The sequence below is a fragment of the uncultured Leifsonia sp. genome (assembly GCF_945957465.1).
In the GTDB taxonomy this organism is placed as follows: domain Bacteria; phylum Actinomycetota; class Actinomycetes; order Actinomycetales; family Microbacteriaceae; genus Leifsonia.
The window spans coordinates 1-25,033 of record NZ_CAMFLC010000016.1 but is presented as its reverse complement, the minus strand read 5'-3'; the positions used below and the strand labels follow the sequence as shown (position 1 = coordinate 25,033).

Sequence of the window (25,033 nt, the reverse complement as noted above, 5' to 3'; positions counted from 1 at the left end):
GTCAGCTGCTAGGCGGCCGCGGGATACCCGATGCGCCCTATGCGTGCGCCGGTCAGCGCCGCGAGGTCGTCGATCGTCGCGGCCTCGTGCCGCCGGGCGGCGTGCACCACGATCGCCGCGCACGCCTCGGCGTCGGCCAGGGCGTCATGGTGGTGGAAGTCGTCGAACCCCGCAGCCATCGCGGCGACGGGCAGGCGGTAGGACTCCAGGTGGTAGGTGCGGCGGGCGACCTGGAGGCTGCACAGGTAGCGGTACTCCGGGCACGAGACGAACGTGGCGGCGCACGCCGCGCGGATCACGCCCATGTCGAAGCCGGCGTTGTGCGCGACGAGGTGGTCGTCTTCGGCGAACTCCACCAGGTCGGCGAGCTGGTCCACCCAGCCCGGTGCGCCGGCGACGTCCTCCGGCCGGATCCCGTGGATGCGGACGTTCCACTCCTGGAACAGATCGTGTCCCAGCGGCGGCCGGATGAACCAGCTCGCCCGGTCTACGACGCGGCCGTCGCGCACCTTCACCAGTCCGACCGAGCACGCGGACGCCGCTGAGGAGTTCGCGGTCTCGAAGTCGATGGCGGTGAAATCCAGTGGCACGCCTGAATGCTTGCACGCCCCACCGACGTCGCCGGCGCGCACCGCCGAGCGCGGCCGAAATCGGCGGCGCGCTGCGATCGGCCGGACGGGTAGGGTCGGGTCATGCGGGAGAGGCGGGAACGGGAGGCGCACGCGCGGTCGTTCGACCGGGCTGCCGAGGTCTACGAGGCGTCGCGGCCGGGCTACCCGGCCGACGCGGTCGCGTGGCTCACCGAGGGCGTCGCGGGACCGGTCGTCGACCTGGGCGCCGGCACCGGCAAGCTGACGCGTGCGCTCGTCGGGCAGGGGCTGGAGGTCGTGGCCGTCGATCCGTCCGAGCAGATGCTGGCCGTACTCGCAGAGCGGGTTCCGGAGGCCGATGCCCGCGCGGGGAGCGGCGAGAGCATCCCGCTGCCCGACGCGAGCGCCGGGCTGGTCGTCGCCGCCCAGGCGTGGCACTGGGTCGACCCGCGGGTCGCGGTGCCCGAGGTCGCGCGTGTGCTGCGGCCGGGCGGCCGGCTCGGCCTGGTCTGGAACGACCGCGACGAGAGCGTCGAGTGGGTGCGCGAACTCGGTGAGCTGATGAACTCGGCGGAAGCAGTGTTCGAAGACGAGGACGACCCGGTCGTCGGACCTCCGTTCGGCCCGTTGGAGCGCTTCGACGTGCGCTGGGTGCAAGCGCTCACGCTCGACGGCCTCCTCGATCTGGCGCGCTCGCGCAGCTACTTCATCACCAAGGACCCGGACGCCCAGGCGGCCGTCATCGCCTCGCTGCGCCGCCTCCATGCCGAGCACCCCGACCTGGCGGGTGCCGAGACGATCGAGCTCCCGTACGTGACCCGCTGCTACCGCACGACGCTGGGCGGCTGAGCCGCTTTTCGCCGCCGAGGGGCGCCCGAGGGGCGCGCGAGGGGCGCCCGAGGGGCGCCCGAGGGGCGCCTCAACGCCCCTTCGCGCGCGCTTTAGGGGCGTTTGGGCGCCCCTCGGGCGCCCTTCACTCGCCCCTCGGCCGGCGCCGGCGCCCACGAGCCGCGGGGAGACGGAAGCCGCCCATCCGTGGCCGCCCGTAGAATGGACGACCGTGGCTCTCACTATCGGTATCGTCGGACTCCCGAACGTCGGCAAGTCGACCCTCTTCAACGCGCTGACCAAGAACGACGCCCTCGCGGCGAACTATCCGTTCGCGACGATCGAGCCGAACGTCGGCGTCGTGAACCTCCCCGACCCGCGCCTGGACAAGCTGGCCGAGCTCTTCGGCAGCGAGCGCATCCTCCCGGCCCCGGTGTCCTTCCTCGACATCGCCGGCATCGTCAAGGGCGCGAGCGAAGGCGAGGGTCTCGGCAACAAGTTCCTCGCGAACATCCGGGAGGCCGACGCGATCGCCCAGGTCGTCCGCGGGTTCTCCGACCCCGACGTCGTGCACGTCGCCGGCAAGGTCGACGCCGCCAGCGATATGGAGACCATCAACACCGAGCTCATCCTCGCCGACCTGCAGACCCTCGAGAAGGCGGAACAGCGCTACGAGAAGGAGGTCAAGGGCCGCAAGCTGGAGCCGGTGGTGCTGGAGACGGCTCGCGAGGCGATCGCGTACCTGAACGACGGCAAGCCGCTCTCGACCTCCCGTATCGATCTGGAGCCGATCCGCGAACTCGGGCTGCTGACCGCGAAGCCGTTCATCTACGTGTTCAACGTGGACGAGGACGTGCTCACCGACGACGCCCGCCGCGCGGAACTCGCGGCGCTGGTGGCACCCGCCCAGGCGGTCTTCCTGGACGCGAAGCTGGAATCGGAACTGATCGACCTCGACGCGGCCGACGCCGCTGAACTGCTGGCCTCCACCGGCCAGACCGAGAGCGGTCTCGACCAGCTCGCCCGCATCGGCTTCGACACCCTCGGCCTGCAGACCTACCTCACCGCCGGCCCCAAGGAGTCCCGCGCCTGGACCATCCACAAGGGCTGGAAGGCACCCCAGGCGGCCGGCGTCATCCACACCGACTTCGAAAAGGGCTTCATCAAGGCCGAAGTCATCTCCTTCGACGACCTCGTCGACGCGGGCAGCGTCGCCGAGGCCCGCGCGCGCGGCAAGGCGCGGATGGAAGGGAAGGAGTATGTGATGCAGGACGGGGATGTGGTGGAGTTCCGCTTCAACGTGTAGGCGACCGGAATCTCGTGGGCGATCTCGCTGGGAGTGGTGTCGGCCGTCGCGTGACGCCGGAGGCGATAGCGTCGAGTTGAGCGTGCAACCTGCACTCGCGCCGACCAGTATGGGGGAAGAAGGAGTGTTGTCACTCGCCAGCGTGCGCCGCGTACACCGTGCTGGGGCTGGCGCCGCGTTTGCCGTCTGCGTCGTTGTGGTTCTGACTGCGTGCGCTGGCCCTCGGAGCGAACCGGAGGAGGCATCGACATCGACATCGACGTCGGCGGCCGCACAGTCCATTCCGGCCTCCCCGGCGGCCTCATCGAGTTCGACCGCCGTCCCCACACCTGGTGGAGGCGGGTTCGACGAGAAGACCATATACGCCGCCTGCGATCGAGCGGTTCCTGCCGATGTCTGGGGCGACCAGCCGCCCCTCCCTCCCGGGCCGATCGTTGCCGACTCCGTCGGCCCGGCCTCCTCCAACGGTTACACGGTCGATCAAACGAACGGCGATCCACGGGCTGTTTACGTCAATGTCCAGTACTTCCACGGCGACACGTTCGCCTTCTCCGCGCTGTGCGTCGCATCCGGCGACCCCGCTGCGCCTCGCGTCGAATACATTCGGACCCTGGATTGAGGACGCGCTCCGACACATTCCTGTGCCGCGCAACGTGGTGGAGTTTAGGCTTAATGTGTAGTTGATCGGGGATTTTCCGATTGGCTCTGCCGCGTGCATTAAGGCATCGTCGGAGTTGTTATTGCGTTCCGTTCTCCGGTCGCTCGCGGCTTCCGTTGGGGACGGTGGACTCTTTCATCCGTGGCCGTTATGAACCTTCTCTTTGCCTTGCCAGGCTTTCGGGTACCGTCCGTCTGGATTTCCTCCGGGTTGTTGCTGGTCGGTGCGGCATTGCTCTGGGTCCCGAACTCGAGCCGGTTCTTTCCAGGCGCCCCGGAGTGAACCAGGATCACGCGCAACACTGAACCGGAACCTCTCCGCTGCCGGCTCTCTCGATTCGTTCGCCGACCCTGCGTTCATCCGCCCCTACAAAAGGGTCAGAAGGGTGCCGCGTCCAGCGTACGTTCGTCTGACTACTAGCCCGAAGCGGAACTCCACCGAGTTCCGGTTCGCCTGTACGCGCGAGCTCGAGGTGCCTCGGGCTCGCCCGCATTGCCTTCGTGCTCTTGTAGGTTGGGGTGATGGCCGAAACGCACAGAACAGGAACGAGATCACGGTGGACGTCATCTTCGCTTGGCCTCGTCATCGGACTGGCGATCGGGGTTGCGCTCGGCGCCTCTTTGCACAACATCGGTGAGGGCATCGCGATCGGTGTCGCGATCGGTGTTGCGTTGTCGGTCGCCTTCGAAGCAGGTGGCTCGCGCGGACCGCGTGGCTCGGAGGATCAGCCGTCGGACCCCGCGAGCGGTGAGCACCGATCGCCGTCGTCCTGATCGGCGCGTCGAACTACTACCGGTTTTCATTCACCAGCCGAATGACCCCGGCGACCCCTTGAAGGGCCCGACGACGCTCCTCGTGATCCAGCCGCCGTAGAAGCCTCCCGGCTGCGGCGTGACGACCTCGCCGTCCACGGTGCACTCGTCCATCTGCTGCGCGTAGACGGCGACGCGGTCTCGGAGTACCTCGTACCCGGGCGACGGGTGCGGGTAGTTCCACGCGGCGGCGGATCGCACCTGGCCTCCGCCGAGCACGTCCAGATATCGTGCGGTGCCCTTGAACTCGCAGAACGACGAGCCGTCGGCGTCGACCAGCGAGCCGGGCGCGAAGTCGGCTATCGGGATGTAGTACACCGGTGGATGGCTGGTCTCGAGCACCCGGACGACGTCTCGCGATTCGACGATCAGCTGCCCGCCCAGTCGGATGGTGACGGGCGCGGTGACGCGCTCGACGCGGGGCGGCCTCGGGTAGTCCCACACAGACTCCTGTCCCGGTCCGGGGATCTCGGGGCGGGGGCGGGGCACCTGTTCACTCTATGCCCGCAGTGATTCACTGGAGTATGGCCGCCTCACCGATGTTCCCGCTCGGATCAGTGCTCTTCCCCTTCGTGGCCGTCCCGCTGCGGGTGTTCGAGCCGCGGTATCTGACGCTGGTCGGGCGCTTGCTCGACGAGGACGAACCGGGGTTCGAGTTCGGTGTCGTCCTCATCGAACGCGGATCCGAAGCCGGAGGCGGCGACCAGCGCGCCTCGGTCGGGACGATGGCGCGCCTGGTCAGCGCCGCCGCCGGCGCGGACGACCTGCTCATCATCGGCGTGGGGACCCGGAGGTTCACGGTCGAGCACTGGGCCGACGACGACCCGTATCCCCGGGCCGCGGTCTCGATGCTGCCGGACCTGGAGTGGTCCGACGCGTTAGCACCCCTGCGTGCCGAGGCCGAAGCTGTTGTCCGCCGCGTTGTCGCGCGCGTCGCGGAGTCGGAGTCGGATGCGGACATCGAGCTCTCCGACGACCCCGTTGCAGCCGTGTGGCAACTGGCGGCGATAGCCCCGCTGGGCGAATACGACAGGTACACCCTGCTGCGGTCCACCTCGATGGGTGAGCTGCTGCGCCAGACGATCGACCTGACCCTCGAGGCCGAGGAGCTCTGGGCTGCCGAAGAAGGCATGTGACCAGGGTTCGATCAGCGACCCCGCGTCGACGTCGACGCCCGCAGGCCCGCCGCGCTCACCCCAGCGGCCCCCACGGTGAGCAGTGCCAGCACTCCGACCCCGGCCGCCACTCCCGCGGCCGAGCCGATGGCTCCCACGATCAGCGGGCCTCCCGCGTCGCCGAGTTCGCGGCCGAGCTCGGCGTTGCCCATCGTCCTGCCCATCCGCTCGGGAGGGGTGACAGCAGCCAGGTGCGCGTAGGCGAGTGGTGTCGCCACCCCGACCGTCAGACCGGCGAGCAGCGCCGATGCGTACACGGTCACCACACTCGGCCAGACCAGAAGGAGCAGCGCGGCCGCTCCGACCAGCAGCGCGGCGGACACACCGACCCGTACCGGGAGGCGGCCGGAGTCGCGGAGGCGCCCGGCCAGCGGCTGCGCGACGGCCGATACGGCGGCGAGCACCGCGACCGCGCCGGCGGCGGCGAGCGGTGGGAGGCCTTCACGCGTTCCCAGCAGCGGGAGGTAGCCGACCGCGACACCGAGAAGCGCCGTCGTCGTGGCCAGCGCCAGCGTCGGGATGAGGAAGCCGCGTTCGGTGGTCTGGCGGACGAGGTCCGCGAGTGTGTACCGGGGCCGCGGCAGCACGGGGAGGGCGGGGACGGCGACCGCGACCCAGGTCGTCGTCGCCACCGCGAGGGCGGCCAGGAACAGGTAGAGCGCGCTCAACCCGGCGACGGACACGAGCAGCGCGCCGAGCAGGGGACCGGCGGCGTAGCCGATGCTCTTCCACGCGCCGTAGCGACCGAAGTAGCGGCCGAGGCGCTCGGTGCCGGCGAGCCGCGCGACCGCGCTCGACGCCGACGGCGAGAACGCCGCCGCCCCGGCGCCCTGGGCGAGCCGCGCGATCGCGACGACCACCGGCGTCGGGCTGACGGCTGCGAGAAGGGAGGCGAGCGCGAACACCATCAGGCCGCTGACGATCACCGGCTTCACACCGACCCGGTCGCTCAGGGTGCCGAAGACCGGCTTGAGCACGACCTCCGCCAGGTCGTACAGCGCCAGCACGACCCCGAAGGCCAGCAGCGAGAGACCGAGGTCGCCGGCCTCCACACCGAGAGCCGTCGCCACGCCGTGAGCACCGAACGCCGTCGTGAAGCCGGCCAGGTAGAGGGGTGCCAGGGTCGACGCGCGCGGCGGGGAGGTCGGTTCGGGGCGGGCGCTCACACGGTGCAGATTACCCGCGGCGGCCTGTCGCGCGTCGGCGACGCGAGACGTGGGCGCGGCTCACGGCTCGTTCGTCGGCGGCGCGTACCCGATGGTCGTCTGCAGCCAGATCCAGCTGCCGCCTCTGCTGCTCCTCACCAGGTCCACGTGCACCGCGTCACCCGGATCGATCGGGCCGGTGCCGATGTGGATCGTGCGCACGGTCGCCTGGTCGAGCGTCCAGCTCGCGGGGGCAGCCCCGGTGTTGGGAGAAGCCTCCAGCGTCACGGTTGCGCCGAGGTCGAGGAAGAACGGGACGACCGTCCAGCCGATGTCGTACGCGCGGCGCTCAGCGATGCCGAGGTCGGACGGGGTGAAGCGCAGGGAGATCCGGAACCAGTCGGGCTGCTGGTTCTCGTGCACATCCCATGAGTAGAAGAACGCCGGGTTGAGGTCGGGTGCGAACAGCACGTCGCCGGTGACCACGGCAGACGCGAGCGTGAGATTCACGCCGGTGCCGAGATTGCGGGCGAGATGCCCGGCGTCGATCGTGGTGAGGGTGCCGGGGAGCTCGCCGACCGGGAGACCGGCGAGTTGGCCGCGGAGCCGGCGGGCGAAGTCCGCCAGCTCCGAACGTTCCGGACGCCGGGCGCTGCCCGGCGGGTTGGTGGTGTGGTCCATGGTGCCGCACCCTACGCCGGTGGCTCCGCCGCGGCACCCGTCAGTTTCGTCACGAATGTCGACATTCGTGCCACGAATCGCGGCATTCGTCACGAATGTCGGGAGGGTGCCGGCGTCGTGCCGGAAGTGCCTCAGAACTCGCGCAGCACGCGGCCCTTCGGGCCCGCGACCAGTGTGCCCGCCGGCACGTCGTCGGCCACCACCGCGCCGGCCGCGACCACCGCGTCGCGTCCGATCGAGACGCCGGGCAGGATGGTCGCGCCCGCGCCGATCCAGACGTTCTCTGCGACATCGATCGGGCCACCGGTCAGCCAGGTGCGACGCTCCTCCACGTCGACCGGGTGTCCGATCGTGATGAACGTCACGCGAGGCGCGACCATCACGCGCGGGGCCAGCCGGATTCCCGCGTAGTCGAGGAATGTGCAGTTCTGGTTGATGAAGACGCGCTCGCTCAGCTCCAGGTTGAGCCCGTGGTCGGTGAAGAACGGCGGGTAGATGGTGACCTTCTCCGGAAGCGGCCGGCCCAGGAGCTGCTCGAACAGCTCGGCTTTGCCCGCCTCGTCGTCGAACGGCAGCACGTTCAGCCGGGAGGTCAGTTCGGTCGCCCGGAGCACCCGCTCCGACATCGCCCGGAACTCGGGGGAGTGGATGCGCATCAGGAGGTCGCTGGACACCAGACGATCCTCCCGCCTCGGGCGGCGGCGCGGTCGCGGACACGCCACGGCCGGCGGTGTCGGACCTCCCGGCTACCCTCGGATCATGGCCATCGAGGTGCTGCCCGCGACCGGACGCTGGGACGACTTCGCGACGTTCATGGTGCCGCGCAAGCCGGGAGGCGGCGGCTGCGTCTGCATGTCGTACCGCGACGCGCGGCTGCCGACGCCCGAGCGCATCGCGTACATGCACCACGAGTGCGAGACCGAGCCGGGGCCGGGCGTCCTCGTCTACGCCGACGGTGAGGTCGCCGGCTGGTGCTCGGTCGCGCCCAAGTCGACGTACCGGCGGCTGATGAACTCGCGCACCATCCCGCACGTCGACGAAGACCGCGACCCGTGGTCGATCGTCTGCTTCGTCGTGCGCGGAGGCTTCCGCAAGCGTGGACTCATGCACGACCTCCTCGACGGCGCGGTCGAGCATGCGCGCGCAAACGGTGCGGCGCTCGTGGAGGGCTACCCGGTCGACACGGCGGGAGAACGAGTGGACGTGATCAGCGGCTACGTCGGAGCCGTCGAGCTGTTCGAGAAGCACGGCTTCCATCGACTGCAGGCCACGGACGCGCACTCCGGGGGCGGCGTGCGCTGGATCATGCGGCGGGAGCTGGGATGAGTCCGCGCACACGAGGAACGGCCGCCGACTCCGCAGAGTCGGCGGCCGTCTGATCGCCCGGAGCCCCGGCTCCCGCCTCACCCCCGGCTGATCCGCCGCCGGTAGATCGACATCGCGAAGCCGTAGGCGACCACGAGGATGCCGAGGCACCAGGCGAGCGCGATCCAGATGTCGCCGCTCACCGGCTGCTGCGCGAACAGTGCCCGGATCGTTTCGACGATCGGCGTGACCGGCTGGTGCTCGGCGAACCAGGCCACCGGCGCCGGCATGCTGCTCGTGGGGACGAAGGCCGAGCTGATGAACGGCAGGAAGATCAGCGGGTAGGCGAACGCTCCCGCGCCGTCCACGCTCTTCGCCGAGAGGCCGGCGATGACGGCCACCCAGGTCAGCGCCAGTGTGAACAGGACGAGGATGCCGGCGACCCCGAGCCAGGCGAGCACGCCGGCGCCGGTGCGGAAGCCGATCAGCAGCGCCACGAGTACGACCAGCACCACGGAGATCATGTTGGCGACCAGCGAGGTGAGCACGTGCGCCCAGAGGATGCTCGACCGGGCGATCGGCATCGACTGGAACCGCTCGAAGATCCCGCCCTGCAGGTCCATGAACAGTCGGTACGACGTGTAAGAGATGCCGGAGGCGATCGTGATCAGCATGATGCCCGGTAGCAGGTAGTTCACGTACGAGCCGGAGTCGGGGCCGGTGTTGATGGCGCCGCCGAGGACGAACACGAACAGCAGCATGAGGGCGATCGGCACGATGGTGACCGTGATGATCGTGTCCAGGCTGCGCGTGATGTGCTTCATGGACCGCCCGGTGAGGACGGTGGTGTCCGAGACGAATGTGACGGCAGACATCAGGACTCCTTCGGGGTCTCTGCGGTCGTGGCCTCCGCGGAGGCCGACGGGCCGACGATGGCGAGGAACACGTCCTCGAGGCTGGGCTGCTTCTCCACGTACTCGACCTGCGCCGGGGGGAGGAGCTGTTTGAGTTCGGCGAGCGTGCCGTTCGCGATGATGCGGCCCTCGTGGAGGATCGCGATGCGGTCGGCGAGCTGCTCCGCCTCGTCGAGGTACTGCGTGGTGAGCAGGACGGTGGTGCCCCGGCCGGCGAGGCGCTTGACCGTGTCCCACACCTCCAGGCGGGCCTGCGGGTCGAGCCCGGTCGTCGGCTCGTCGAGGAACACCACGGGCGGGTCGCCGATGAGACTCATCGCGATGTCGAGCCGGCGCCGCATGCCTCCCGAGTAGGTGCTGACCTTGCGGCCGCCCGCGTCGGAGAGCGAGAAACGGGCCAACAGGTCGTCGGCGATGCCGGCGGGGTTCGCCAGGTGCCGCAGCCGGGCGACGAGAATGAGGTTCTCGCGCCCGCTCAGAAGCTCGTCGACGGCGGCGAACTGCCCGGTGAGGCTGATCGACCTCCGCACGTCGTCGGACTGGCGGGCCACGTCGAATCCGTTGACGGTTGCGGTACCCGTGTCGCCTTTCAGCAGGGTCGACAGGATCTTCACCGCGGTGGTCTTGCCGGCGCCGTTCGAGCCGAGGAGGCCGAAGATGGTGCCCCTCTCGACGTCGAAGTCGACGCCCCGCAGGACGTGCAGGTCCTTGTACGACTTCTCGAGGCCGCGCACCTGGATGGCCGGTGTGGCCATGATGGTCGGGCTCATGAGTCCTTCTCCTGTGCTCGTTCGGCCGCCTCGACGGCCTCGGTCAGGCGGGCGCGCTCCTTGTCGATCCAGCGCGTGCCCACATAGGCGGCGGCGAACTCGTCGGCGAACTCCACCGGATCGTCGCCGACGATCTCGCGGATCGGCGTGCCGTCGGTGGCCGCCCGCTCGAAGAGGTCGACGAAGTCGCCCATCATCGTCATGATCGTGTCGCCGTCGACGATGCCGCCGTTGTACATGAGGTAGCGGTTGACCGCCTTGGCGACGCCGTTGTACGGCTCGGGCAGAGCCTCCAGGCGGGCCTTGAGCTGCCGGTACTGCTTCTTCTGCTCGAGCGATCCGGTGACCAGCTCGATCCACTTCGATGCCATTTCAGTGTCCTCCATCTCGGAGCTGTTCGATCCGTTCTGCGAGGAAGCTCCAGGTCCTCCAGAATTCTTCGAGGTATTCGCGTCCCGCCGCGTTGAGCGAGTACACCTTGCGAGGCGGTCCCTTCTCGGACGGGACCTTCTCCACGTCGACGAGGCCGCGCTGCTCCACTCGGACGAGCAGGGCGTACACGGTGCCCTCGGCGATGTCGTCGAAGCCCTGGTCGCGCAGCCACGAGGTGATCTCGTACCCATACGCGGACCGGGTCGACAGGATGGCGAGGACGATGCCCTCGAGCGTGCCCTTGAGCATCTCCGTGGTCTGCTTTCCCACGACCCCCTCCTAACTACTCAGTGCTGTTGACTACCACTAGATAGTAACGCCGAGTACCAGTAGATAGCAACACTGAATAGTGATCTTTTTCCCGGGTGGTCGACATCGACAGGCGGTCGACGTGGGGAGGGGGAGCAGGGCGCGAAAAGCGGTCAGTGCGACGCTGCGAGCGTCTCGTCGATGAAGGCGAGGGCGGAGGCCGCGATCAGCTCGCGCACGTCGCGTGCTCCGAGTGGCGACGACTTCAGCGTCCTCATCCCGTGGTCCGCGCCGGGAACCGTCACGATGCGCACACCGTCGTGGCCGCCGGCTGCGGCGTCCACCTCGGCGCGCAGCAGCTCGGCCGGGCCGAAGGTGTCGCGGTCGCCCTGCAGCACCAGTGTCGGCACGGTCGGCGTCAGCAACTCGTCGAGCCGCGACGCGTCGGGTCGTCCGGGCGGGTGGAGCGGAAAGGCCAGGCACAGCACGCCGGCGGCTCCGGTGGTCCGGGCCGTTCGGCAGGCCACCCGCGCTCCGGCGCTTCGGCCGCCGCTGATCACCGGGAGCCCGTCCGCGAGGCGGTCGACGGCGGCAGCGGTCTCGAGCCAGGCCGAGTCGAGTGCGGCCGGGCGCGAGGCCACGCGCTTGCCGGCGACTCGCCATGGCTGCTCGTAGCGGGCGACGGTGATGCCGGCCGAGGGGAGTGCGGAGGCGAGGGCTGCCAGATCGACGGCGCCGATGCCTCCGCCGGCGCCGTGGCCGAGCCAGAGCACGGCCCGCGGCGACGCGGCATCCGCGACCGTGAGCCGCCCGGGGCCGCTGCTGGTCGAGACGTCGATCAGGCGACCTGCTGCTGCATCCACGACTCGACGCTACCGCCTGGGAAACCGCGCGGGACAGTCCGGGTGCGCGGTGGAGACCTGACCGGCGCTTCATCGATCGTCCGCGTCGGTAGAATCACCGTTGCGCATACGTTTGCGATTGTGCAAGGAATGTGACGGCGTCGGCGCGTGGACCGAGGAGACGAACGCATGAACCTGACCAGTCGTCTGGGAATCGACGTGCCGGTGGTGCTGGGACCCTTCGGTGGTCTCTCGTCCGTCGAGCTGACGGCGGCCGTGAGCGCTGCGGGAGGCCTGGGGTCCTTCGGCCTGTACGGCTTCGGCGCCGACCGCATCCACGCCACGGTCGCCGAGCTGCGGGCGCGCACCGACCGTCCGTTCGCGCTCAACCTGTGGCTGTCGCACCGGGAGCCGGGAGAGCGCGACCCTGCGGACTTCGATCGAGCCGAGTTCGACCGCGCTCTCTCGGGTATGGCCGAGCTGTTCGCGGAGGCCGGAGTGCGGCCTCCCGACTGGCCTGTCGCACCGCTGCCCGGGTTCGACGAGCAGGTGGAGGCGGCCCTGGAGGCGAGGCCCGCCGCGCTCAGCTTCGTGTTCGGCGTGCCGTCGCCCGATGTGATCGCGCAGGCGCACGATCGGGGGATTCTCGTCATCGGCGCCGCGACGACGGTCGCCGAGGCGCGCGCCCTCGAAGCCGGGGGAGTGGACGCCGTCGTCGCGTCCGGGTCCGAGGCCGCGGGCCACCGGCCGTCGTTCCTGCTCGAATCGGAACGGAGTCTCGTCGGCGGCCTCTCGCTCATCCCGCAGGTCGTGGATGCGGTCGGCATTCCCGTCATCGCCGCCGGTGGCATCGCCGACCGCCGGGGCGTGGCGGCGGCCTTCGCCCTCGGGGCGTCGGCCGTGCAGGCCGGCACGGTGTTCCTGGCCACGACGCAGTCGGCCGCTCCGGCCGTCCATCGCGAGCGCATCCGCACTGCGCTCGCGAACGACACCGTGCTGACCCGCGCGATGAGCGGCCGGGTCGCCCGCGGCCTGCCGAACCGCGCCGTGCGCTCCATCGAACACAGCGGCGCCGCGGCGAGCTTCCCGCTGCAGAACATCCTCACGGGCGTGTTCCGCCGTGCTGCTCAGGCGGACGGCGGGCGACCCGAACTGCTGTCGCTGTGGATGGGGCAGAGCGCAGGGCTCTCCCGGCTCGACGACGCGGCGGACGTGTTCGCGGAACTCGCGGCGGGCGTCCCGGACGAGCGGTGACGCACGGCGCCGAGCGAGAAGCGGTGACGCGCCCGCCCGACCGGCGCCTGGCGGTGTCGCCTAGACCCCGGCCGTCCCCGGAAGCAGCAGGGTGAACCGTCCGTCCGGATCCGGGAGGTCGCCGGCTGCGCGCGCGAAGGCGCGGAACGAGGCGACGGCGGCTTCGCGCTCGTCCGGGTCCATCCCGGCCAGGACCTCCGCCAGGGCGGAGCGCCGGTGGCCGATGACCCTCTCCACCAGCTGGACGCCCGCGGGCGTGAGCGCGACACGCACGAAGCGGCGGTCGGCGGGATCCTCGGTGCGGTGGATCAGCCCCGCGCGCACCAGCTTCTCAGCAGTCCGCGTGGCGTTGGAGGCGTGCACGCTCAGCTCGGTCGCCACTGCGCCGAGTGTCTGCGGTCCGTGAGTGGCGATCATCACCAGGACGCGCAGTTGCGGCGAGGTGACGATGTCCTCGACCTCAGTGACCGAGCGGGCGGCGACCCGCATCATCACATCGGCCGCCTGCAGCGCGGCGTCGACGTCTCTGGCGTGCTGGTCGTCGTGACTCACCCTCTAGTTCTATCGTGCATCGACGCTCGGGCGCACCGGGGTGGGAGGTGTGGCTGCGAGCAGCCTGCGAGTGTCGCGTGAGTTGCGCCCCACGCGGCGGATCGGAGAGATAATTGCGATGTCGCAACTAAAGGAGGCGATCGACATGGTCGAAGCGCGAGAACGCGACAACGTCGAAGGGCGGTACACCCAGGCCGAGCCCGAGACGGCAGAAGGCCGCATCGTCCACGGGCAGTACACCGAGAGCGAGGGGCACGGGCCCGACCCGGAGACGGCGGGTGCCTACGTCGGCTCCCAGCGCGACGAGAGGCCTCCCCTCGTCAGGAGCACCCATCAGCGCAGTGGTGACTATCCCCGTGCGGAGCACCGGCCGTCGCATGGGGCTCAGCGCGCGGGCGACGCGGATAGAGATCGTCGGCGATGACGGCCCGGATCGAGCCGTTCCCGCTCAGGCGCGGAGCGGGCCGGAGGTCACGCTCACCACCCCGTCGATCGCCCCGAGGTCCGCGAGGAGCCGGTCGGCGTCCTTCCGCTTGCCGCGCACGTGGACGGCGAGCTCGAGGTCGGCGTCCGCGCGGCGCTGCAGGTTCTCGATGCGCGCGTGGAGGCCTGCGGCGGAGATGAGGTCCAGCACGGCTCCGAGGCGGTCGCCGGAGGGCGTGACGCGCACGACGAGCCGGTTCGCCGAGCGGCGGCGCAGCAACCGTTCGGCGGTGGGGAGCGTCCCGACCGCCAGCAGGTGCAGCGCCGTGCCGGCGACGGCGAGCAGAGGCAGGCCGGCGCCGCACGCCATGCCGACAGCGGCGGTGACCCAGATCGATGCGGCGGTGGTCAGACCGACGACATTGCCCCTGTTCACGAAGATCACCCCGGCTCCGACGAACCCGATTCCGGTGACGACCTGTGCTGCGATCCGGGACGGGTCGACGGCGCCGAGGCCGAGCGAGGCGAACCCGTACGCCGACACGAGCGTGAACAGGCCTGAGCCGAGGCCGACCAGGATGTGGGTGCGCAGCCCCGCGCTCTTGAACTGGCGCTCGCGCTCGATGCCGATGACCGCCGAGAGGACGAAGGCCAGCAGAAGCAGAACGAGTTGTTCCGCCAGCGCCCCCGTTCCCAGCCACACGCCCATGGGCGGAGTCTAGGAGGGTGCGGACTCCGTGGCACCCCCGCTTCGATCGCGCGGCCGCACGAAGACGAGCAGGCACAGGTGCACGACCGCCAGCGCGGACGCCACCGCGACCGCGGCGAGCCAACTGCCGGAGGTGGTCCCTGCGCTGAAGAGCAGGCCGAGGACCGTCGTCGCCACGATCGCTCCGACGTAGCGGGAGGTCTGGAAGATGCCGGCGGCGACACCCGCGTCCTGGGGGCGCGCGGCCGAGTACAGCGCCTGGTTCATCGCGATGCTCACCACGCAGTACGGGATGCCCAGAGCCGCGGTCAGCGCCAGCATGACCCACGGAGTCGTCGTGACGGCGGCGAAGCCGAGGAGCACGGCGCCCACGACGAGTGCGGACGCTCCGGCGAGCAGCGTCGGCCGCAGCCCGACGCTCTCGATGGCGCGGGCCGCCACAGGGGTGACCGCGATGGTCACGGCGGCGAGCGGGAACATGAGCAGCCCGGCGATCCCGGCCGAGTAGCCGCCGTGCTCCTGCAAGTACTGCGGGAGGCCGAAGAACGCGCTGTAGTAGACGATGTTGAAGACGGCGAAGCAGAGGTAGACCATCAGCAGTCGCCGATTGGCGGCGAGCAGCCGCAGGTCGAGGAACGGGTGGTGCGTGCGCAGCTCCCGCCAGACGAACAACCCGGCGGCGACCGGCACCACCGGAAGCAGCCACCACAGCGGCTGCGGACGCAGATCGAGCAGGAAGACCAGGAGCGCGGTGAGAGTCGCGACGAAGAGCAGGATGCCCGGCACGTCCGACTCCGCGACGGTGCGGCGCAGCGGCGTGCGTTCGCGGGCGGCATCCCCTGGAGCGAAGAGGCTCACCCCGGTGAAGGCGAGGGCGGCGAGCGGCACGTTGACCCAGAAGATCGCCTGCCAGCCGAGAAAGGTCACCAGGACGCCGCCGAGCACCGGACCGATCGCCGCCCCGGAGGTGTTGGCGATCTGGATGCGGCCCAGCAGCCGCGGGGTTCCTACCCGGCTGCCCGCCGTGATCGAGCGCAGCATCGCGATCGCCGACGGAAAGGCCGTCGCGGTGCCGATGGCGAGCGCCACCCGCCCCGCGCACACCGCGGCGAACGAGTTCGCGAACGGCGTGGCGGCACACGCGAGCGCGACGACGAGCATCCCGAAGAGGAACAGGCGGCGCGGCCCGAACCGGTCGGCGAACCGACCCATGAGCGGCTGGCCGGCGGCCGACGCGAGGTAGAACGACGTCACCACCCAGGTCACGGTCGTGACACTGACCTGGAAGTCGCGCTGCAACGGCACCAGGGCGACCGCGATCATCGACGAGTTGAGCGGGTTCAGCAGCGTTCCGAGGCTGAGTGCCGCAACCGCCCAGCCGGCGCGGGCGGGGGCGGTCGAGTCGGTCACCCGACCACCTTACGCGGGCGGGGGAGGGGCTCAGTCGTCGAGATCGTCCGTGGTGAGCGGGATCGTCGACCGGTACGGGTAGGCCGGCATCGAGGAGAACTCCTCGTCATCGTCCAGCTCGTACACGTCGTAGGCGAGAGCGCCGGCGAAGGTGGTGGCGACCCGGATCTCGCCCGGTGGACAGCCACCGATCAGCGGCACGACCACGACACTGTCCAGGGTGCGGCCGTCCTCGTACAGAAGTGCCGCTTTGATGGTTCGCGTGAGAGCGTCCATGGCCGGACTTTACGCCGCTGCGGCGCGACGACTTGACGGCGCGCGGGCGGACGGCGAAAGTGTGTGCTGGAGGGGACGCGATGGGAACGCTGATCTACGACGGGGCCGACGGCTTCACGTTCGACGACCGGGTGCTCGCTCATCTGCAGGCGGTGATCGCCACCAAGCTGCGCCGCCGCGAGGGATTCCTGCTCCTCTGGCCGGACCGCACGGGAGGGGCGGAGCCGACCCTGCGGTCGATCTGGCTCGACCCGTCGATCAGCCTCCAGTTCGTGTTCGCGCGTCCGCACCTGCCCGAACTCAACCGGGAGTGGCTGGCGATCCTCACCGAGAAGGCCAACGGCAACGGCGGCCTGATGCTGGAGGACGAGTTGCTCGCCGAGATCCGTGAGGAAGTGCCGGAGGGCAGCTTCCGCGAAGCCCGCACGAAGCGTCAGCGAGACTGAGGTGGGCAAGCTGGTCTACGGCGGCGGCCGCGAGTACGAGTTCGACGACCGCACCCTTGCACACGTCAAGATCGCGCTGGTGACGAAGCTGCGCCGTCACGAGAGCTTCCTGCTCAACTGGGAGATCCCGGTCGAACAGGGCGGAGGCCGCATGAGCTTGTGGATCAGCCGCGAGATCCCGCTGGCCTTCGTGTTCACCGGCAGCCGTCCTCCCGCGCTCAACGAGCGCTGGATGGAAGCGCTGCTGCAGACCAGCCAGCGCACAGGCGGCATGGTGGTGATGCCGGAGGAGGAGGCCGAGCGCGGCGAGGTCGTCGAGCGCTGACCCCGCGCGAGCGCGATCGGGACCCGTCAGGGGAGCACGAGCTCCCGGAAGTACGCGTCGGCCTGCCGCATGCCTGTGGTGGGCTCCGAACGCGCGCCGGCCGGACGTTCCTCCGCCGCCGTGAACTCCTGCTCGACGAATCGGCGCAGCAGGAGCGGGGGCTCGGCGGCGCCGAGTTCGCGGGTGACCGATTTCAGCGCGATGAGCTCGTCCACCGCGTCCGCGACATCGGCGGCCGCGTCGTTCTCGGCCATCAGCGTCGGCAGGTCCATCGGCGCGACGGCACGGTCTGCGTGCACCCGCAGCCAGCGGAGGGTGGCGGCGGGTCGCAGCGCGTAGAAGAACCGCTTGAGCTTGCCGCCGGGGTCGGCCGCGTGCCGCCGTCCGATGTGCAGGTAGTGGTCGAGCACGCGTTCCCGGTCGAGGATGCGGTCGGCCAGTTCCAGCATGCCGCCGGTGAATCCGGGATCGGCGCTGTAGACGATCGGTGAGCGCAGCCACTCGGTCACGGTGGCGTTGCCGCGCACCAGGAGGGCGAGCGCCTTCCGCACATCCCAGCCGTTCACGTCGAAGACGGCGTCCAGCGGGGTCTCCACGACGTCGCGCAGCGGGGTCAGCCGGAGGTAGTCCTCGACCGGCCGCAGGAAGAGGAAGCGGGCGTCGTAGTCGCTGTCCGGCGACGGGAAGCCCCAGGCCCGGCTCCCGCTCTCCACGGCCAGCGGAATGGTGACGCCGTGCTCGGCGCACACCCGTGCGAGCCGGCCGTCGATCGCCGCGACGACGGCGGCGTCGAGGGAATCGGGGACGGCGCGCATCCCCCGATGCTATCGGGACGCGACCGGCCTACCATCGAAGCATGGACAAGGTGGAGAGCCGGCTCGGCACTCGCGCCGAGCGTGCGGCCGAATGGCTGGACGCCAAGCTGCTCCCGGTCCTCGGCCCGCCTCCCCTCGGCCCGTACGGCCCGGAGGCACCGAGGACGGAAGCCGCGACGTGCCCGCTCTGCACCCGCCGGATCGACGAGCACACGACGGAGCGCGACCACGGCCACGTCTTCCTCGTCTGCCCGTCGCCCGCGCGGACGCAGCTGCAGGTCGAATGAGCGACCGGGTGTGAGCGCTCGCGGCACGGCCGTGAGCGTCAGGGGGAGTTGTGCGCGCTGCGGCCGGGTGCCGGGGATGAGCGTTCTCAGACGATACTCGTGTTCCTGGTCCGTCCATGATTAGCTCGCCTCATGCGACAGGGCTTTGAGTCTCCCGACGAGGCCGTGGGCCTCAATCCGGTGTTCTCGCGGCCGGGGGAGGCGACGGAGTTCCCGCGGTTCGAGCTTCCGAGCGGGGAGTCCCTGCCGGAGACGGCGTTCCAGGTGGTCCACGACGAGGCGATGCTCGACGGCAATGCGCGGCTGAACCTCGCCACGTTCGTCGGCACCTGGATGGAGGATCCGGCCGGCCGGCTGTACGCCGAGGCCGTGGACAAGAACATCGTCGACAAAGACGAGTATCCGCAGACGGCCGCGATCGAGGAGAGATGCTGGCGGATGCTCGCCGGGCTCTGGAACGCGCCGCACCCCGAGCGGTCCATCGGGACCTCCACCATCGGGTCGTCGGAGGCCTGCATGCTCGGCGGACTGGCGCTCAAGCGGCGCTGGCAGCACCGGCGGCGGGCGGCGGGGCTCTCCACCGAGAAGCCCAACCTGGTGATGAGCGCCGCCGTTCAGGTCTGCTGGGAGAAGTTCTGCAACTACTTCGAGGTGGAGCCGCGGTTCGTGCCGATCTCGCTGGAGCATCCGACCCTCGACGGCACCGAGCTCGAACGGTACGTGGACGAGAACACCATCGGCGTCGTCGCGATCATGGGGGTGACGTACACCGGCCGTTACGAGCCCGTGAAGGCGATCAGCGACGCCCTCGACGCCATCCAGGCGCACTCGGGCATCGACGTGCCCATCCACGTGGACGGCGCGTCCGGCGCGATGGTCGCGCCGTTCCTGCAGCCGGAGATCGAGTGGGACTTCCGGCTGGAGCGGGTGGCCTCCATCAACACCTCCGGTCACAAGTACGGGCTCGTCTATCCGGGCATCGGCTGGGTGGTCTGGCGTGAGGCGGAGCTTCTGCCGGACGACCTCGTCTTCCGCGTCAGCTACCTGGGCGGCGAGATGCCGACGTTCGCGCTCAACTTCTCCCGCCCCGGAGCACAGGTGCTGCTGCAGTACTACCAGTTCCTGCGGCTCGGTTTCGACGGGTATCGCCGCGTGCAGGCGGCCTCCCGCGACGTCGCGCGCTACCTCGCCGACCAGGTTGCCACGCTCCCGCACTTCCAGATCTGGACCGACGGTTCCGACATCCCGGTGACCGCCTGGCAGTTGAACGCCGATCACGGGGCGCCGTGGACGCTCTACGATCTCTCCGCCCGGCTTCGCGCCCGCGGCTGGCTCGTGCCGGCGTACCCGATGCCGGAGGCGTTGACCGAGGTGACGGTGCAGCGCGCGGTCATCCGCAACGGGCTCAGTCGCGATCTCGCGGGAGGGCTGGTCGACGCGATCACGACCGCGGTTCACGAACTGGACGAGCTCCGGGCACCGATGCCGGGACCGACGCGGGTGCCGTTCCATCACTAGCGGGTCGCCGCGCTCCGGTGCTGTGGCGCCACCGGGCTCCGGCGCTACGGCAGCAGCGCGATCTTGCCGCCGGGATGGCCCTCGGCGAGGAAGCGCAACGCCTCCGGGGCGTCGGCGAGCGGATAGGTGCGCGCGATCGGCACCTGCAGCCGGCCCTCGGCGGCGAGTTGCAGCAGCTTGGGTCGAACCGCGTCGCGGAACGCGGCGCTCTCCGGCTGCGCACCGGCGACCGCGTGGAAGCCGCCGGCCTTCGCCCGGTCGGCGGCCACGATCGTGACGATGCGGTCGCGGTCGGGCACCAGCTCGAGCGACACGTCCACGGCCTCCGCCGTGCCCACCGTGTCGAGCGCAGCAGCAACGGGACCCCGGGCGGCATCGCGGACGCGGTCGGCGAGCCCGGGCCCGTACGCGACGGGATGACCGCCGAAGCGGCGGACGCGCGCGAAACTGCTTTCGCTCGCCGTGCCGATGACGTGCGCCCCGATCTCTGCAGCCTGCTGCAGGATGCTCACACCGACCGCGCCCGACGCTCCGTGCACGAGGACGGTGTCGCCGGGCCCCACGTTGGTGACGTCGAGCATCTGCGCTGCAGTGGATCCGGCGAGCAGGAGGTTCGCGGCTTCCTCGTCGGAGAGTACCGCGGGCTTGGCGAAGACATCCGACGCGGGAACGGTCACCTCGGTGGCGTAGCCGCCCCGGATCCGGAAGGCGACGACGGGATCGCCCGGCGCACCGCCGCCCGAGGCGATCTCGGTGTCCGGTCCGAGTGCGACGAGCTCACCGGCGACCTCGTAGCCGATCGGCACCGGCAGCTCGACCCGGGGGCGTGGGCCGGCGACGTGCTTGTAGTCGGCCGGGTTGACGCCGGCGGCGCGGACCCGGATGGTCGCCTCCCCGCGTCCGGGGCGAGGGACCTCCCGCTCCACGAACGTCCAGGTGTCGGGGGTGCCCCACTGCTCTGCCATCCACACACGTGCCATGCCGACAGTCAACGCGCGCATCCTGAGCGACGCCTCAGCATCCGGCGATCGGCGCGGCGCGTCAGGTGCGCGGGCGACGTCGGATCTCGAACCAGGCCGCTCCGCGACCGATCCACAGCGGGAGGGCGATCGCGATGGCGAGCCCCATCGACAGGATGCCGGCGATCGGTTCGCTCGTGAGTGCGGTGTAGAGCCCGACGGCCAGGTGGATCAGGCTCGCGAGCAGCACGATCACACGCGCGACATCGACACCGCGGAAGACGCCGAAGCCCACCGCCAGGTAGGCGAGCGCCACGACGAGGTAGCCGATCGACGAGGCGAACAGACTCCCGGCCAGCGTCGACGGGAGCGCACCGGGGACCGCCGCGAGCACCAGGACCAGGATGCTCAGCACCAGCTCCAGACCTCCGACGACCCAGCAGAGCACCGCGACTGCGGTGACCACGCCGGGTCGACGGCCGGACGCCGGGCGGGCGGACGGCTGCGGCGCGGCGGTGGGGTCACTCACGACGCCGACACCGCGTCGGAAGCCTTGCCGCTGTGGCGGACCCGACGAGATCGGGCCGGCACCAGCCGCAGCATCTGGGCCGTCGAACTGTCATCGAGCTCGACGAGGGAGCTGCGGGACTTGATGAAGTCGCTGAACGAGCGGAAACCGAGCGCCTTCTCGCTGAACGACGGGTCCATCCGCTTCATCTGCCCTTTCACCGACGAGCTGTGCAGCCACTCGGAGTCGTCTTTCTCATGGCCCAGCTGCATCGCGCGGGCCAGCAGGCGGGTGGCGACGATCTGCGGGTCCTCGGCGGGCTCGTCTTCGGATTCGGGTTCGGGCGCCGCCGCCTTGCGTTTGCGTGCGGGGCGTTTGGGCTGCGCGGCGTCCGGGGCGCTCTCGTCGGCTTCGGCGGGAGCGCCCGCGTCGCCGGCCGGGGACGCCGACGTGGGCGCGGTTGCGGACGCCGTGGCAGCCTCCGCCAGGGCTGCTTCCGGGCCGGACGGGGCCGCCGCCTCGGCGACGTCGGTGGCCGCCTCGTCTCGGGCGATGCCGGGAAGGTCGTCGTAGCTGACGAACTCGTCGCACGCCGCGGCGAGCGAGCGGGCCGTCGAACCGGCGACGCCGATGCCGATCACGTACCGTCCGAGACGTTTGATGCGCTGGGCCAGCGGGATGTAGTCGGAGTCGCCCGCGACGATCACCACGTGGGTGAGCTCGGGGAGACGGAAGAGATCCTCGACGGCATCGACCGCGAGCCGGATATCGGCGCCGTTCTTGGCGTACGCCGCCGCGGGGAACAGCTGCACCAGATCGACGGCCCGGCCGACGAGCTGCCCGCGGTATTCGGCATTGACCGCCGCGGACCAGTCCGCATACGCCCGGGTGAGCACGAGCGTGCCGAAGGAGGACGCGAAGTCGATGACGGCGCCGAGGTCGACCCGCGCCTCGGCCAGTTTCGCCACGAACGCCGGCTTCGGCTGCGTTCCCGACTTCTGACGGTCGCGCATGAACTGACCGCGGCCGTGCACTTGGTCGTAGCGCGAGATGACGATGTTGTCGAAGTCGATATAGACCGCGACGCGGCCGTCCCCGGGTTCGCTCATGCAGTCACGATATCCCGGCACGGGCGAACGCACGCACAGGGGACGCGACTCGCCGCTGCTCGCGGGGCGGAGCGGCGAGTCGCGTCCCCTGTGTCGAGTCGCGTCCCTGTGTGGAGTCGCGTCCCTGTGTCGAGCCGCGTCCCTGTGTCGCGTCGATGACCGGCCGGCGGTCAGGCGACGTAACCGTCGGCGACGGTGAGGGCCGCGTCGATCGCGGCCAGCCCGCGGCGCAGTTCGCTTTCGTCGATGACGAGCGGCGGGGCGATGTGGACGCGGTTGAAGTGCGTGAACGGCCAGACGCCGGCGGCCTTGCACGCCGCCGCGACCGCGCCCATCGGGGCGGCGTCGGCACCTGCGGCGTTGAACGGGACCAGGGGCTCTCTGGTCTCGCGGTCGCGCACGAGCTCGAGCGCCCAGAACAGCCCGCGTCCGCGTACCTCTCCCAGGGACGGGTGTCGCTCCAGCCACGCGGTGATCTCGGGCTCGACGACGCGCTCGCCGAGGTCGCGCACGCGCTCGAGGACGCCGTCGCGCTCGAACACGTCGAACGTCGCGACGCCGGCGGCGCACGCCAGAGGGTGGCCGGAGTAGGTCAGGCCGCCCTGGAACGACACGTCATCGAAGAACGACGCGATCGCGTCGGCGATCACGACACCGCCGAGCGGGACGTAGCCGGAGTTGACGCCCTTGGCGAAGGTGATGAGGTCGGGCACGACGTCGAAGGCGTCGACCGCGAACCATTCGCCGACGCGTCCGAAGCCGACCATCACCTCGTCGGCGATGTAGACGATCCCGTACTTGTCGCAGAGGGCGCGCACACCGGCGAGGTAGCCGGGCGGCGGCACGAGCACGCCGTTGGTGCCGACGAGCGTCTCGATGATGATCGCGGCGACGGTGGCCGCGCCCTCGAGCACGATGACGTTCTCGAGGTGCTCGAGCGCCCGCCGCGTTTCCTCCTCGGCCGTGGTCGCGTGGAACGCCGAGCGGTAGAGGTACGGCCCGAAGAAGTGCGCGACCGATGGATCGCTCGGCTCATTGGCCCAGCGCCGGGGGTCGCCCGTCAGCGAGATGGCCGTGGCCGTGCCGCCGTGATAGGAGCGGTACATCGAGAGCACCTTGCGACGGCCGGTGACCCGCCGCGCCAGGCGCACGGCGTACTCGTTCGCGTCCGCTCCGCCGTTCGTGAAGAACACCCGGTTGAGGGTGCCCGGGGCCACGCGTGCGATGCGCCGGGCGAGCTCGCCGCGCACATCGTTCGCCATCGAGGGCTGGATGGTCGCGAGTCGACCGGCCTGCTGCTGGATGGCGGCGACCAGGTCGGGATGCTGATGCCCCAGATTGAGGTTGACCAGCTGCGAGCTGAAGTCGAGGTACGCGTTGCCCTGGTAGTCCCAGAACGTCGAGCCCTCGCCGGCGGCGATCGGCAGCGGGTCGATCTGCGCTTGCGCGCTCCACGAGTGGAAGACGTGACTGCGGTCGTCGCTGCGCACCTGGGTCTCGGCGTCGGAGTCGCCGAAGGCGTGCTCGATGCCGCGGCGGTCGGTGAACCCCGTGCGGGCGGCCGAGCCGGCGGCGGTGGGGATGGTGTCGGTCATGCGAGTGGTCCCTTCCGGTGGATCAGGAGTTGCCGGGGAAGGCGAGTTCGATCTTCGAGTGCACCGGGTCGGGCCAGCGCGTGGTCACGACCTTGCTGCGCGTGTAGAAGTGGAACGACTCGGGCCCGTAGATGTGGGAGTCGCCGAACAGCGAGTTCTTCCATCCTCCGAACGAGTATGCGCCGACCGGGACGGGGATCGGGACGTTGATGCCGACCATCCCCACCTCGACCTCGAACTCGAACTGGCGTGCCGCGCCGCCGTCGCGCGTGAACAGCGCGACGCCGTTGCCGTACTGATTCGCGTTGATGAGGGCGACCGCGTCGTCGAAGGTGTCGACACGCACCACCGAGAGCACCGGACCGAAGATCTCGTCGTCGTAGACGGCCGTGCCGGGCGTGACGTCGTCGATCAGGCTGACGCCGACGAAGAAGCCGTCGCCGTCGAACTGCTGGGCGGTGCCGTCGACCACGACCGTGGCGCCCTCTGCCTCGGCCTTCGCGACGTACGATGCGACCTTGTCGCGGTGCTCGCGCGTGATGAGCGGCCCCATCTCGCTGGCCGGGTCGGTGCCGGGACCGATCGCGAGCGCGCCGAGGCGCCGCTGGATGGCCGGGACGAGCGCATCGCCTGCGGTGCCGACCGCGACGAGCACGCTGACCGCCATGCACCGCTCGCCCGCTGAGCCGTACGCCGCCGAGACCGCGGCGTCGGCCGCGGCTTCGATGTCGGCGTCTTCGAGCACCACCATGTGGTTCTTCGCTCCGCCGAGCGCCTGCACACGCTTGCCGTTGGCGCTGGCGCGCTGGTAGATCGACCGCGCGATCGGCGTGGATCCGACGAACGAGACGGCGGAGACGTCGGGAGAGTCGAGCAGGGTGTCGACGGCCTCCTTGTCGCCGTGGACCACGTTGAGGACGCCGGCGGGCAAGCCCGCTTCGGCGAAGAGCTTCGCGAGGTAGACGGACGCGGACGGGTCCTTCTCGCTCGGCTTGAGCACGACGGTGTTCCCGCACGCGATGGCGCTCGCGACCATCCACAGCGGGACCATCACCGGGAAGTTGAACGGGGTGATGCACGCGACCACGCCGACGGGCTGCTTGACGCTGTGCACGTCGATGCCGGTGGAGACCTGCTCGC

The 25,033-nt window shown here is 70.3% G+C and carries 31 protein-coding genes; 11 read left to right on the top strand and 20 right to left on the bottom strand.

What is annotated here, in order from left to right:
* Window positions 1–8 precede the first annotated feature (8 nt).
* Window positions 9–590: an exonuclease domain-containing protein gene (locus Q0Q23_RS09290; RefSeq protein WP_295122340.1), complete on the bottom strand. Its 582-nt coding sequence runs from the start codon at window positions 588–590 to the stop codon at window positions 9–11.
* Between the two features lie 102 nt (window positions 591–692).
* On the opposite strand from Q0Q23_RS09290, the gene Q0Q23_RS09285 reads away from it, so the two are divergent.
* The 3 genes from Q0Q23_RS09285 (at window position 693) to Q0Q23_RS09275 (ending at window position 4,155) form a co-directional block, all read left to right on the top strand.
* The gene (locus tag Q0Q23_RS09285; protein WP_295122338.1) at window positions 693–1,439 is read left to right on the top strand and encodes a class I SAM-dependent methyltransferase; all 747 of its coding nucleotides are present in this window, start codon (window positions 693–695) and stop codon (window positions 1,437–1,439) included.
* 211 nt (window positions 1,440–1,650) lie between these two features.
* The gene (gene ychF / locus Q0Q23_RS09280) at window positions 1,651–2,724 is read left to right on the top strand and encodes a redox-regulated ATPase YchF (RefSeq protein ID WP_295122336.1); all 1,074 of its coding nucleotides are present in this window, start codon (window positions 1,651–1,653) and stop codon (window positions 2,722–2,724) included.
* 1,179 nt (window positions 2,725–3,903) lie between these two features.
* The gene (locus tag Q0Q23_RS09275; RefSeq protein WP_295122333.1) at window positions 3,904–4,155 is read left to right on the top strand and encodes a hypothetical protein; all 252 of its coding nucleotides are present in this window, start codon (window positions 3,904–3,906) and stop codon (window positions 4,153–4,155) included.
* A 30-nt stretch (window positions 4,156–4,185) separates the two neighbouring features.
* Here Q0Q23_RS09275 and Q0Q23_RS09270 read toward each other — a convergent pair whose 3' ends face one another.
* Window positions 4,186–4,683, bottom strand: a complete 498-nt coding sequence (locus Q0Q23_RS09270) for a DUF427 domain-containing protein (RefSeq protein ID WP_295122331.1) — start codon at window positions 4,681–4,683, stop codon at window positions 4,186–4,188.
* A gap of 35 nt (window positions 4,684–4,718) precedes the next feature.
* On the opposite strand from Q0Q23_RS09270, the gene Q0Q23_RS09265 reads away from it, so the two are divergent.
* Complete coding sequence (locus Q0Q23_RS09265; RefSeq protein ID WP_295122329.1) at window positions 4,719–5,330, top strand: LON peptidase substrate-binding domain-containing protein; 612 nt, start codon at window positions 4,719–4,721, stop codon at window positions 5,328–5,330.
* 11 nt (window positions 5,331–5,341) lie between these two features.
* Here the strand turns inward: Q0Q23_RS09265 and Q0Q23_RS09260 are convergent, their stop codons facing one another.
* The 3 genes from Q0Q23_RS09260 to Q0Q23_RS09250 all read right to left on the bottom strand — a co-directional run bounded on the left by Q0Q23_RS09260 (window position 5,342) and on the right by Q0Q23_RS09250 (window position 7,869).
* A complete protein-coding gene (locus Q0Q23_RS09260; RefSeq protein WP_295122327.1) occupies window positions 5,342–6,535 on the bottom strand; it encodes an MFS transporter in 1,194 nt (397 codons plus the stop codon).
* 60 nt (window positions 6,536–6,595) lie between these two features.
* Window positions 6,596–7,195 (bottom strand): hypothetical protein, encoded by a 600-nt coding sequence (locus Q0Q23_RS09255; RefSeq protein ID WP_295122325.1) that lies wholly within the window; start codon window positions 7,193–7,195, stop codon window positions 6,596–6,598.
* A gap of 131 nt (window positions 7,196–7,326) precedes the next feature.
* Complete coding sequence (locus tag Q0Q23_RS09250; RefSeq protein ID WP_295122323.1) at window positions 7,327–7,869, bottom strand: DapH/DapD/GlmU-related protein; 543 nt, start codon at window positions 7,867–7,869, stop codon at window positions 7,327–7,329.
* An 85-nt stretch (window positions 7,870–7,954) separates the two neighbouring features.
* Here Q0Q23_RS09250 and Q0Q23_RS09245 point away from each other — a divergent pair, with 85 nt between their 5' ends.
* A complete protein-coding gene (locus tag Q0Q23_RS09245) occupies window positions 7,955–8,521 on the top strand; it encodes a GNAT family N-acetyltransferase (RefSeq protein ID WP_295122320.1) in 567 nt (188 codons plus the stop codon).
* 77 nt (window positions 8,522–8,598) lie between these two features.
* Here the strand turns inward: Q0Q23_RS09245 and Q0Q23_RS09240 are convergent, their stop codons facing one another.
* From Q0Q23_RS09240 to Q0Q23_RS09220, 5 genes are all read right to left on the bottom strand, one after another.
* The gene (locus Q0Q23_RS09240) at window positions 8,599–9,375 is read right to left on the bottom strand and encodes an ABC transporter permease (RefSeq protein WP_295122318.1); all 777 of its coding nucleotides are present in this window, start codon (window positions 9,373–9,375) and stop codon (window positions 8,599–8,601) included.
* Window positions 9,375–10,169 (bottom strand): ABC transporter ATP-binding protein, encoded by a 795-nt coding sequence (locus Q0Q23_RS09235; protein ID WP_295122427.1) that lies wholly within the window; start codon window positions 10,167–10,169, stop codon window positions 9,375–9,377. Before Q0Q23_RS09235 ends, Q0Q23_RS09240 begins: the two co-directional genes overlap by 1 nt.
* 11 nt (window positions 10,170–10,180) lie before the next feature.
* The gene (locus Q0Q23_RS09230; protein WP_295122316.1) at window positions 10,181–10,555 is read right to left on the bottom strand and encodes a DUF1048 domain-containing protein; all 375 of its coding nucleotides are present in this window, start codon (window positions 10,553–10,555) and stop codon (window positions 10,181–10,183) included.
* Between the two features lies 1 nt (window position 10,556).
* Window positions 10,557–10,886, bottom strand: coding sequence for a PadR family transcriptional regulator (locus Q0Q23_RS09225; RefSeq protein ID WP_295122314.1), 330 nt, complete (start codon window positions 10,884–10,886; stop codon window positions 10,557–10,559).
* A 152-nt stretch (window positions 10,887–11,038) separates the two neighbouring features.
* Complete coding sequence (locus tag Q0Q23_RS09220; protein ID WP_295122310.1) at window positions 11,039–11,728, bottom strand: alpha/beta family hydrolase; 690 nt, start codon at window positions 11,726–11,728, stop codon at window positions 11,039–11,041.
* A 168-nt stretch (window positions 11,729–11,896) separates the two neighbouring features.
* On the opposite strand from Q0Q23_RS09220, the gene Q0Q23_RS09215 reads away from it, so the two are divergent.
* Window positions 11,897–12,961, top strand: a complete 1,065-nt coding sequence (locus Q0Q23_RS09215) for a nitronate monooxygenase family protein (protein ID WP_295122308.1) — start codon at window positions 11,897–11,899, stop codon at window positions 12,959–12,961.
* Between the two features lie 60 nt (window positions 12,962–13,021).
* Here Q0Q23_RS09215 and Q0Q23_RS09210 read toward each other — a convergent pair whose 3' ends face one another.
* A complete protein-coding gene (locus Q0Q23_RS09210) occupies window positions 13,022–13,513 on the bottom strand; it encodes a MarR family transcriptional regulator (RefSeq protein ID WP_295122306.1) in 492 nt (163 codons plus the stop codon).
* A gap of 145 nt (window positions 13,514–13,658) precedes the next feature.
* Between Q0Q23_RS09210 and Q0Q23_RS09205 the strand changes: the two genes are divergently transcribed.
* Window positions 13,659–13,937: a hypothetical protein gene (locus tag Q0Q23_RS09205; RefSeq protein WP_295122304.1), complete on the top strand. Its 279-nt coding sequence runs from the start codon at window positions 13,659–13,661 to the stop codon at window positions 13,935–13,937.
* 24 nt (window positions 13,938–13,961) lie between these two features.
* Here Q0Q23_RS09205 and Q0Q23_RS09200 read toward each other — a convergent pair whose 3' ends face one another.
* From Q0Q23_RS09200 to Q0Q23_RS09190, 3 genes are read right to left on the bottom strand one after another with little or no spacing between them, the layout of a single operon-like run.
* Entirely contained in the window at window positions 13,962–14,645 is a 684-nt protein-coding gene (locus Q0Q23_RS09200) for an MgtC/SapB family protein (protein WP_295122301.1), read from the bottom strand.
* Between the two features lie 9 nt (window positions 14,646–14,654).
* Entirely contained in the window at window positions 14,655–16,055 is a 1,401-nt protein-coding gene (locus Q0Q23_RS09195; RefSeq protein WP_295122299.1) for an MFS transporter, read from the bottom strand.
* Between the two features lie 30 nt (window positions 16,056–16,085).
* The gene (locus tag Q0Q23_RS09190; protein ID WP_241702309.1) at window positions 16,086–16,331 is read right to left on the bottom strand and encodes a hypothetical protein; all 246 of its coding nucleotides are present in this window, start codon (window positions 16,329–16,331) and stop codon (window positions 16,086–16,088) included.
* Window positions 16,332–16,411: 80 nt separating this feature from the next.
* On the opposite strand from Q0Q23_RS09190, the gene Q0Q23_RS09185 reads away from it, so the two are divergent.
* Together Q0Q23_RS09185 and Q0Q23_RS09180 are read left to right on the top strand one after the other, a co-directional pair.
* Window positions 16,412–16,777, top strand: coding sequence for a hypothetical protein (locus Q0Q23_RS09185; RefSeq protein WP_295122294.1), 366 nt, complete (start codon window positions 16,412–16,414; stop codon window positions 16,775–16,777).
* Between the two features lies 1 nt (window position 16,778).
* Window positions 16,779–17,102 (top strand): hypothetical protein, encoded by a 324-nt coding sequence (locus Q0Q23_RS09180; protein WP_295122292.1) that lies wholly within the window; start codon window positions 16,779–16,781, stop codon window positions 17,100–17,102.
* A 26-nt stretch (window positions 17,103–17,128) separates the two neighbouring features.
* Here Q0Q23_RS09180 and Q0Q23_RS09175 read toward each other — a convergent pair whose 3' ends face one another.
* Window positions 17,129–17,917: a nucleotidyltransferase domain-containing protein gene (locus Q0Q23_RS09175; protein WP_295122290.1), complete on the bottom strand. Its 789-nt coding sequence runs from the start codon at window positions 17,915–17,917 to the stop codon at window positions 17,129–17,131.
* Between the two features lie 41 nt (window positions 17,918–17,958).
* Here Q0Q23_RS09175 and Q0Q23_RS09170 point away from each other — a divergent pair, with 41 nt between their 5' ends.
* Together Q0Q23_RS09170 and Q0Q23_RS09165 are read left to right on the top strand one after the other, a co-directional pair.
* A complete protein-coding gene (locus Q0Q23_RS09170) occupies window positions 17,959–18,204 on the top strand; it encodes a hypothetical protein (RefSeq protein WP_295122288.1) in 246 nt (81 codons plus the stop codon).
* A 132-nt stretch (window positions 18,205–18,336) separates the two neighbouring features.
* On the top strand, window positions 18,337–19,722 hold the full coding sequence (locus Q0Q23_RS09165) for a glutamate decarboxylase (RefSeq protein WP_295122286.1): 1,386 nt from the start codon (window positions 18,337–18,339) through the stop codon (window positions 19,720–19,722).
* Between the two features lie 44 nt (window positions 19,723–19,766).
* Here the strand turns inward: Q0Q23_RS09165 and Q0Q23_RS09160 are convergent, their stop codons facing one another.
* The 5 genes from Q0Q23_RS09160 to mmsA all read right to left on the bottom strand — a co-directional run.
* Window positions 19,767–20,702 (bottom strand): NADP-dependent oxidoreductase, encoded by a 936-nt coding sequence (locus Q0Q23_RS09160; protein ID WP_295122284.1) that lies wholly within the window; start codon window positions 20,700–20,702, stop codon window positions 19,767–19,769.
* A gap of 61 nt (window positions 20,703–20,763) precedes the next feature.
* A complete protein-coding gene (locus tag Q0Q23_RS09155) occupies window positions 20,764–21,210 on the bottom strand; it encodes a hypothetical protein (RefSeq protein WP_295122282.1) in 447 nt (148 codons plus the stop codon).
* A complete protein-coding gene (locus tag Q0Q23_RS09150; RefSeq protein WP_295122280.1) occupies window positions 21,207–22,298 on the bottom strand; it encodes an NYN domain-containing protein in 1,092 nt (363 codons plus the stop codon). The genes Q0Q23_RS09155 and Q0Q23_RS09150 overlap by 4 nt, the downstream gene beginning before the upstream one ends.
* Before the next feature lie 170 nt (window positions 22,299–22,468).
* Entirely contained in the window at window positions 22,469–23,893 is a 1,425-nt protein-coding gene (locus Q0Q23_RS09145) for an aspartate aminotransferase family protein (RefSeq protein WP_295122278.1), read from the bottom strand.
* A 22-nt stretch (window positions 23,894–23,915) separates the two neighbouring features.
* The coding region (gene mmsA, locus Q0Q23_RS09140) for a CoA-acylating methylmalonate-semialdehyde dehydrogenase (protein ID WP_295122276.1) at window positions 23,916–25,033 on the bottom strand (1,118 nt) is incomplete at its 5' end.

Excerpts from the sequence above, each read along its gene's own strand:
- Q0Q23_RS09160 (WP_295122284.1), bottom strand. The coding sequence starts at position 20,702 with ATGGCACGTGTGTGGATGGCAGAGCAGTGGGGCACCCCCGACACCTGG.
- Q0Q23_RS09150 (WP_295122280.1), bottom strand. The coding sequence starts at position 22,298 with ATGAGCGAACCCGGGGACGGCCGCGTCGCGGTCTATATCGACTTCGAC.
- Q0Q23_RS09265 (WP_295122329.1), top strand. The coding sequence starts at position 4,719 with ATGGCCGCCTCACCGATGTTCCCGCTCGGATCAGTGCTCTTCCCCTTC.
- Q0Q23_RS09165 (WP_295122286.1), top strand. The coding sequence starts at position 18,337 with ATGCGACAGGGCTTTGAGTCTCCCGACGAGGCCGTGGGCCTCAATCCG.
- Q0Q23_RS09200 (WP_295122301.1), bottom strand. The coding sequence starts at position 14,645 with ATGGGCGTGTGGCTGGGAACGGGGGCGCTGGCGGAACAACTCGTTCTG.
- Q0Q23_RS09205 (WP_295122304.1), top strand. The coding sequence starts at position 13,659 with ATGGTCGAAGCGCGAGAACGCGACAACGTCGAAGGGCGGTACACCCAG.
- Q0Q23_RS09275 (WP_295122333.1), top strand. The coding sequence starts at position 3,904 with ATGGCCGAAACGCACAGAACAGGAACGAGATCACGGTGGACGTCATCT.
- Q0Q23_RS09185 (WP_295122294.1), top strand. The coding sequence starts at position 16,412 with ATGGGAACGCTGATCTACGACGGGGCCGACGGCTTCACGTTCGACGAC.
- Q0Q23_RS09285 (WP_295122338.1), top strand. The coding sequence starts at position 693 with ATGCGGGAGAGGCGGGAACGGGAGGCGCACGCGCGGTCGTTCGACCGG.
- Q0Q23_RS09255 (WP_295122325.1), bottom strand. The coding sequence starts at position 7,195 with ATGGACCACACCACCAACCCGCCGGGCAGCGCCCGGCGTCCGGAACGT.
- Q0Q23_RS09170 (WP_295122288.1), top strand. The coding sequence starts at position 17,959 with ATGGACAAGGTGGAGAGCCGGCTCGGCACTCGCGCCGAGCGTGCGGCC.
- Q0Q23_RS09240 (WP_295122318.1), bottom strand. The coding sequence starts at position 9,375 with ATGTCTGCCGTCACATTCGTCTCGGACACCACCGTCCTCACCGGGCGG.
- Q0Q23_RS09245 (WP_295122320.1), top strand. The coding sequence starts at position 7,955 with ATGGCCATCGAGGTGCTGCCCGCGACCGGACGCTGGGACGACTTCGCG.
- Q0Q23_RS09175 (WP_295122290.1), bottom strand. The coding sequence starts at position 17,917 with ATGCGCGCCGTCCCCGATTCCCTCGACGCCGCCGTCGTCGCGGCGATC.
- Q0Q23_RS09235 (WP_295122427.1), bottom strand. The coding sequence starts at position 10,169 with ATGGCCACACCGGCCATCCAGGTGCGCGGCCTCGAGAAGTCGTACAAG.
- Q0Q23_RS09190 (WP_241702309.1), bottom strand. The coding sequence starts at position 16,331 with ATGGACGCTCTCACGCGAACCATCAAAGCGGCACTTCTGTACGAGGAC.
- Q0Q23_RS09215 (WP_295122308.1), top strand. The coding sequence starts at position 11,897 with ATGAACCTGACCAGTCGTCTGGGAATCGACGTGCCGGTGGTGCTGGGA.
- Q0Q23_RS09230 (WP_295122316.1), bottom strand. The coding sequence starts at position 10,555 with ATGGCATCGAAGTGGATCGAGCTGGTCACCGGATCGCTCGAGCAGAAG.
- Q0Q23_RS09145 (WP_295122278.1), bottom strand. The coding sequence starts at position 23,893 with ATGACCGACACCATCCCCACCGCCGCCGGCTCGGCCGCCCGCACGGGG.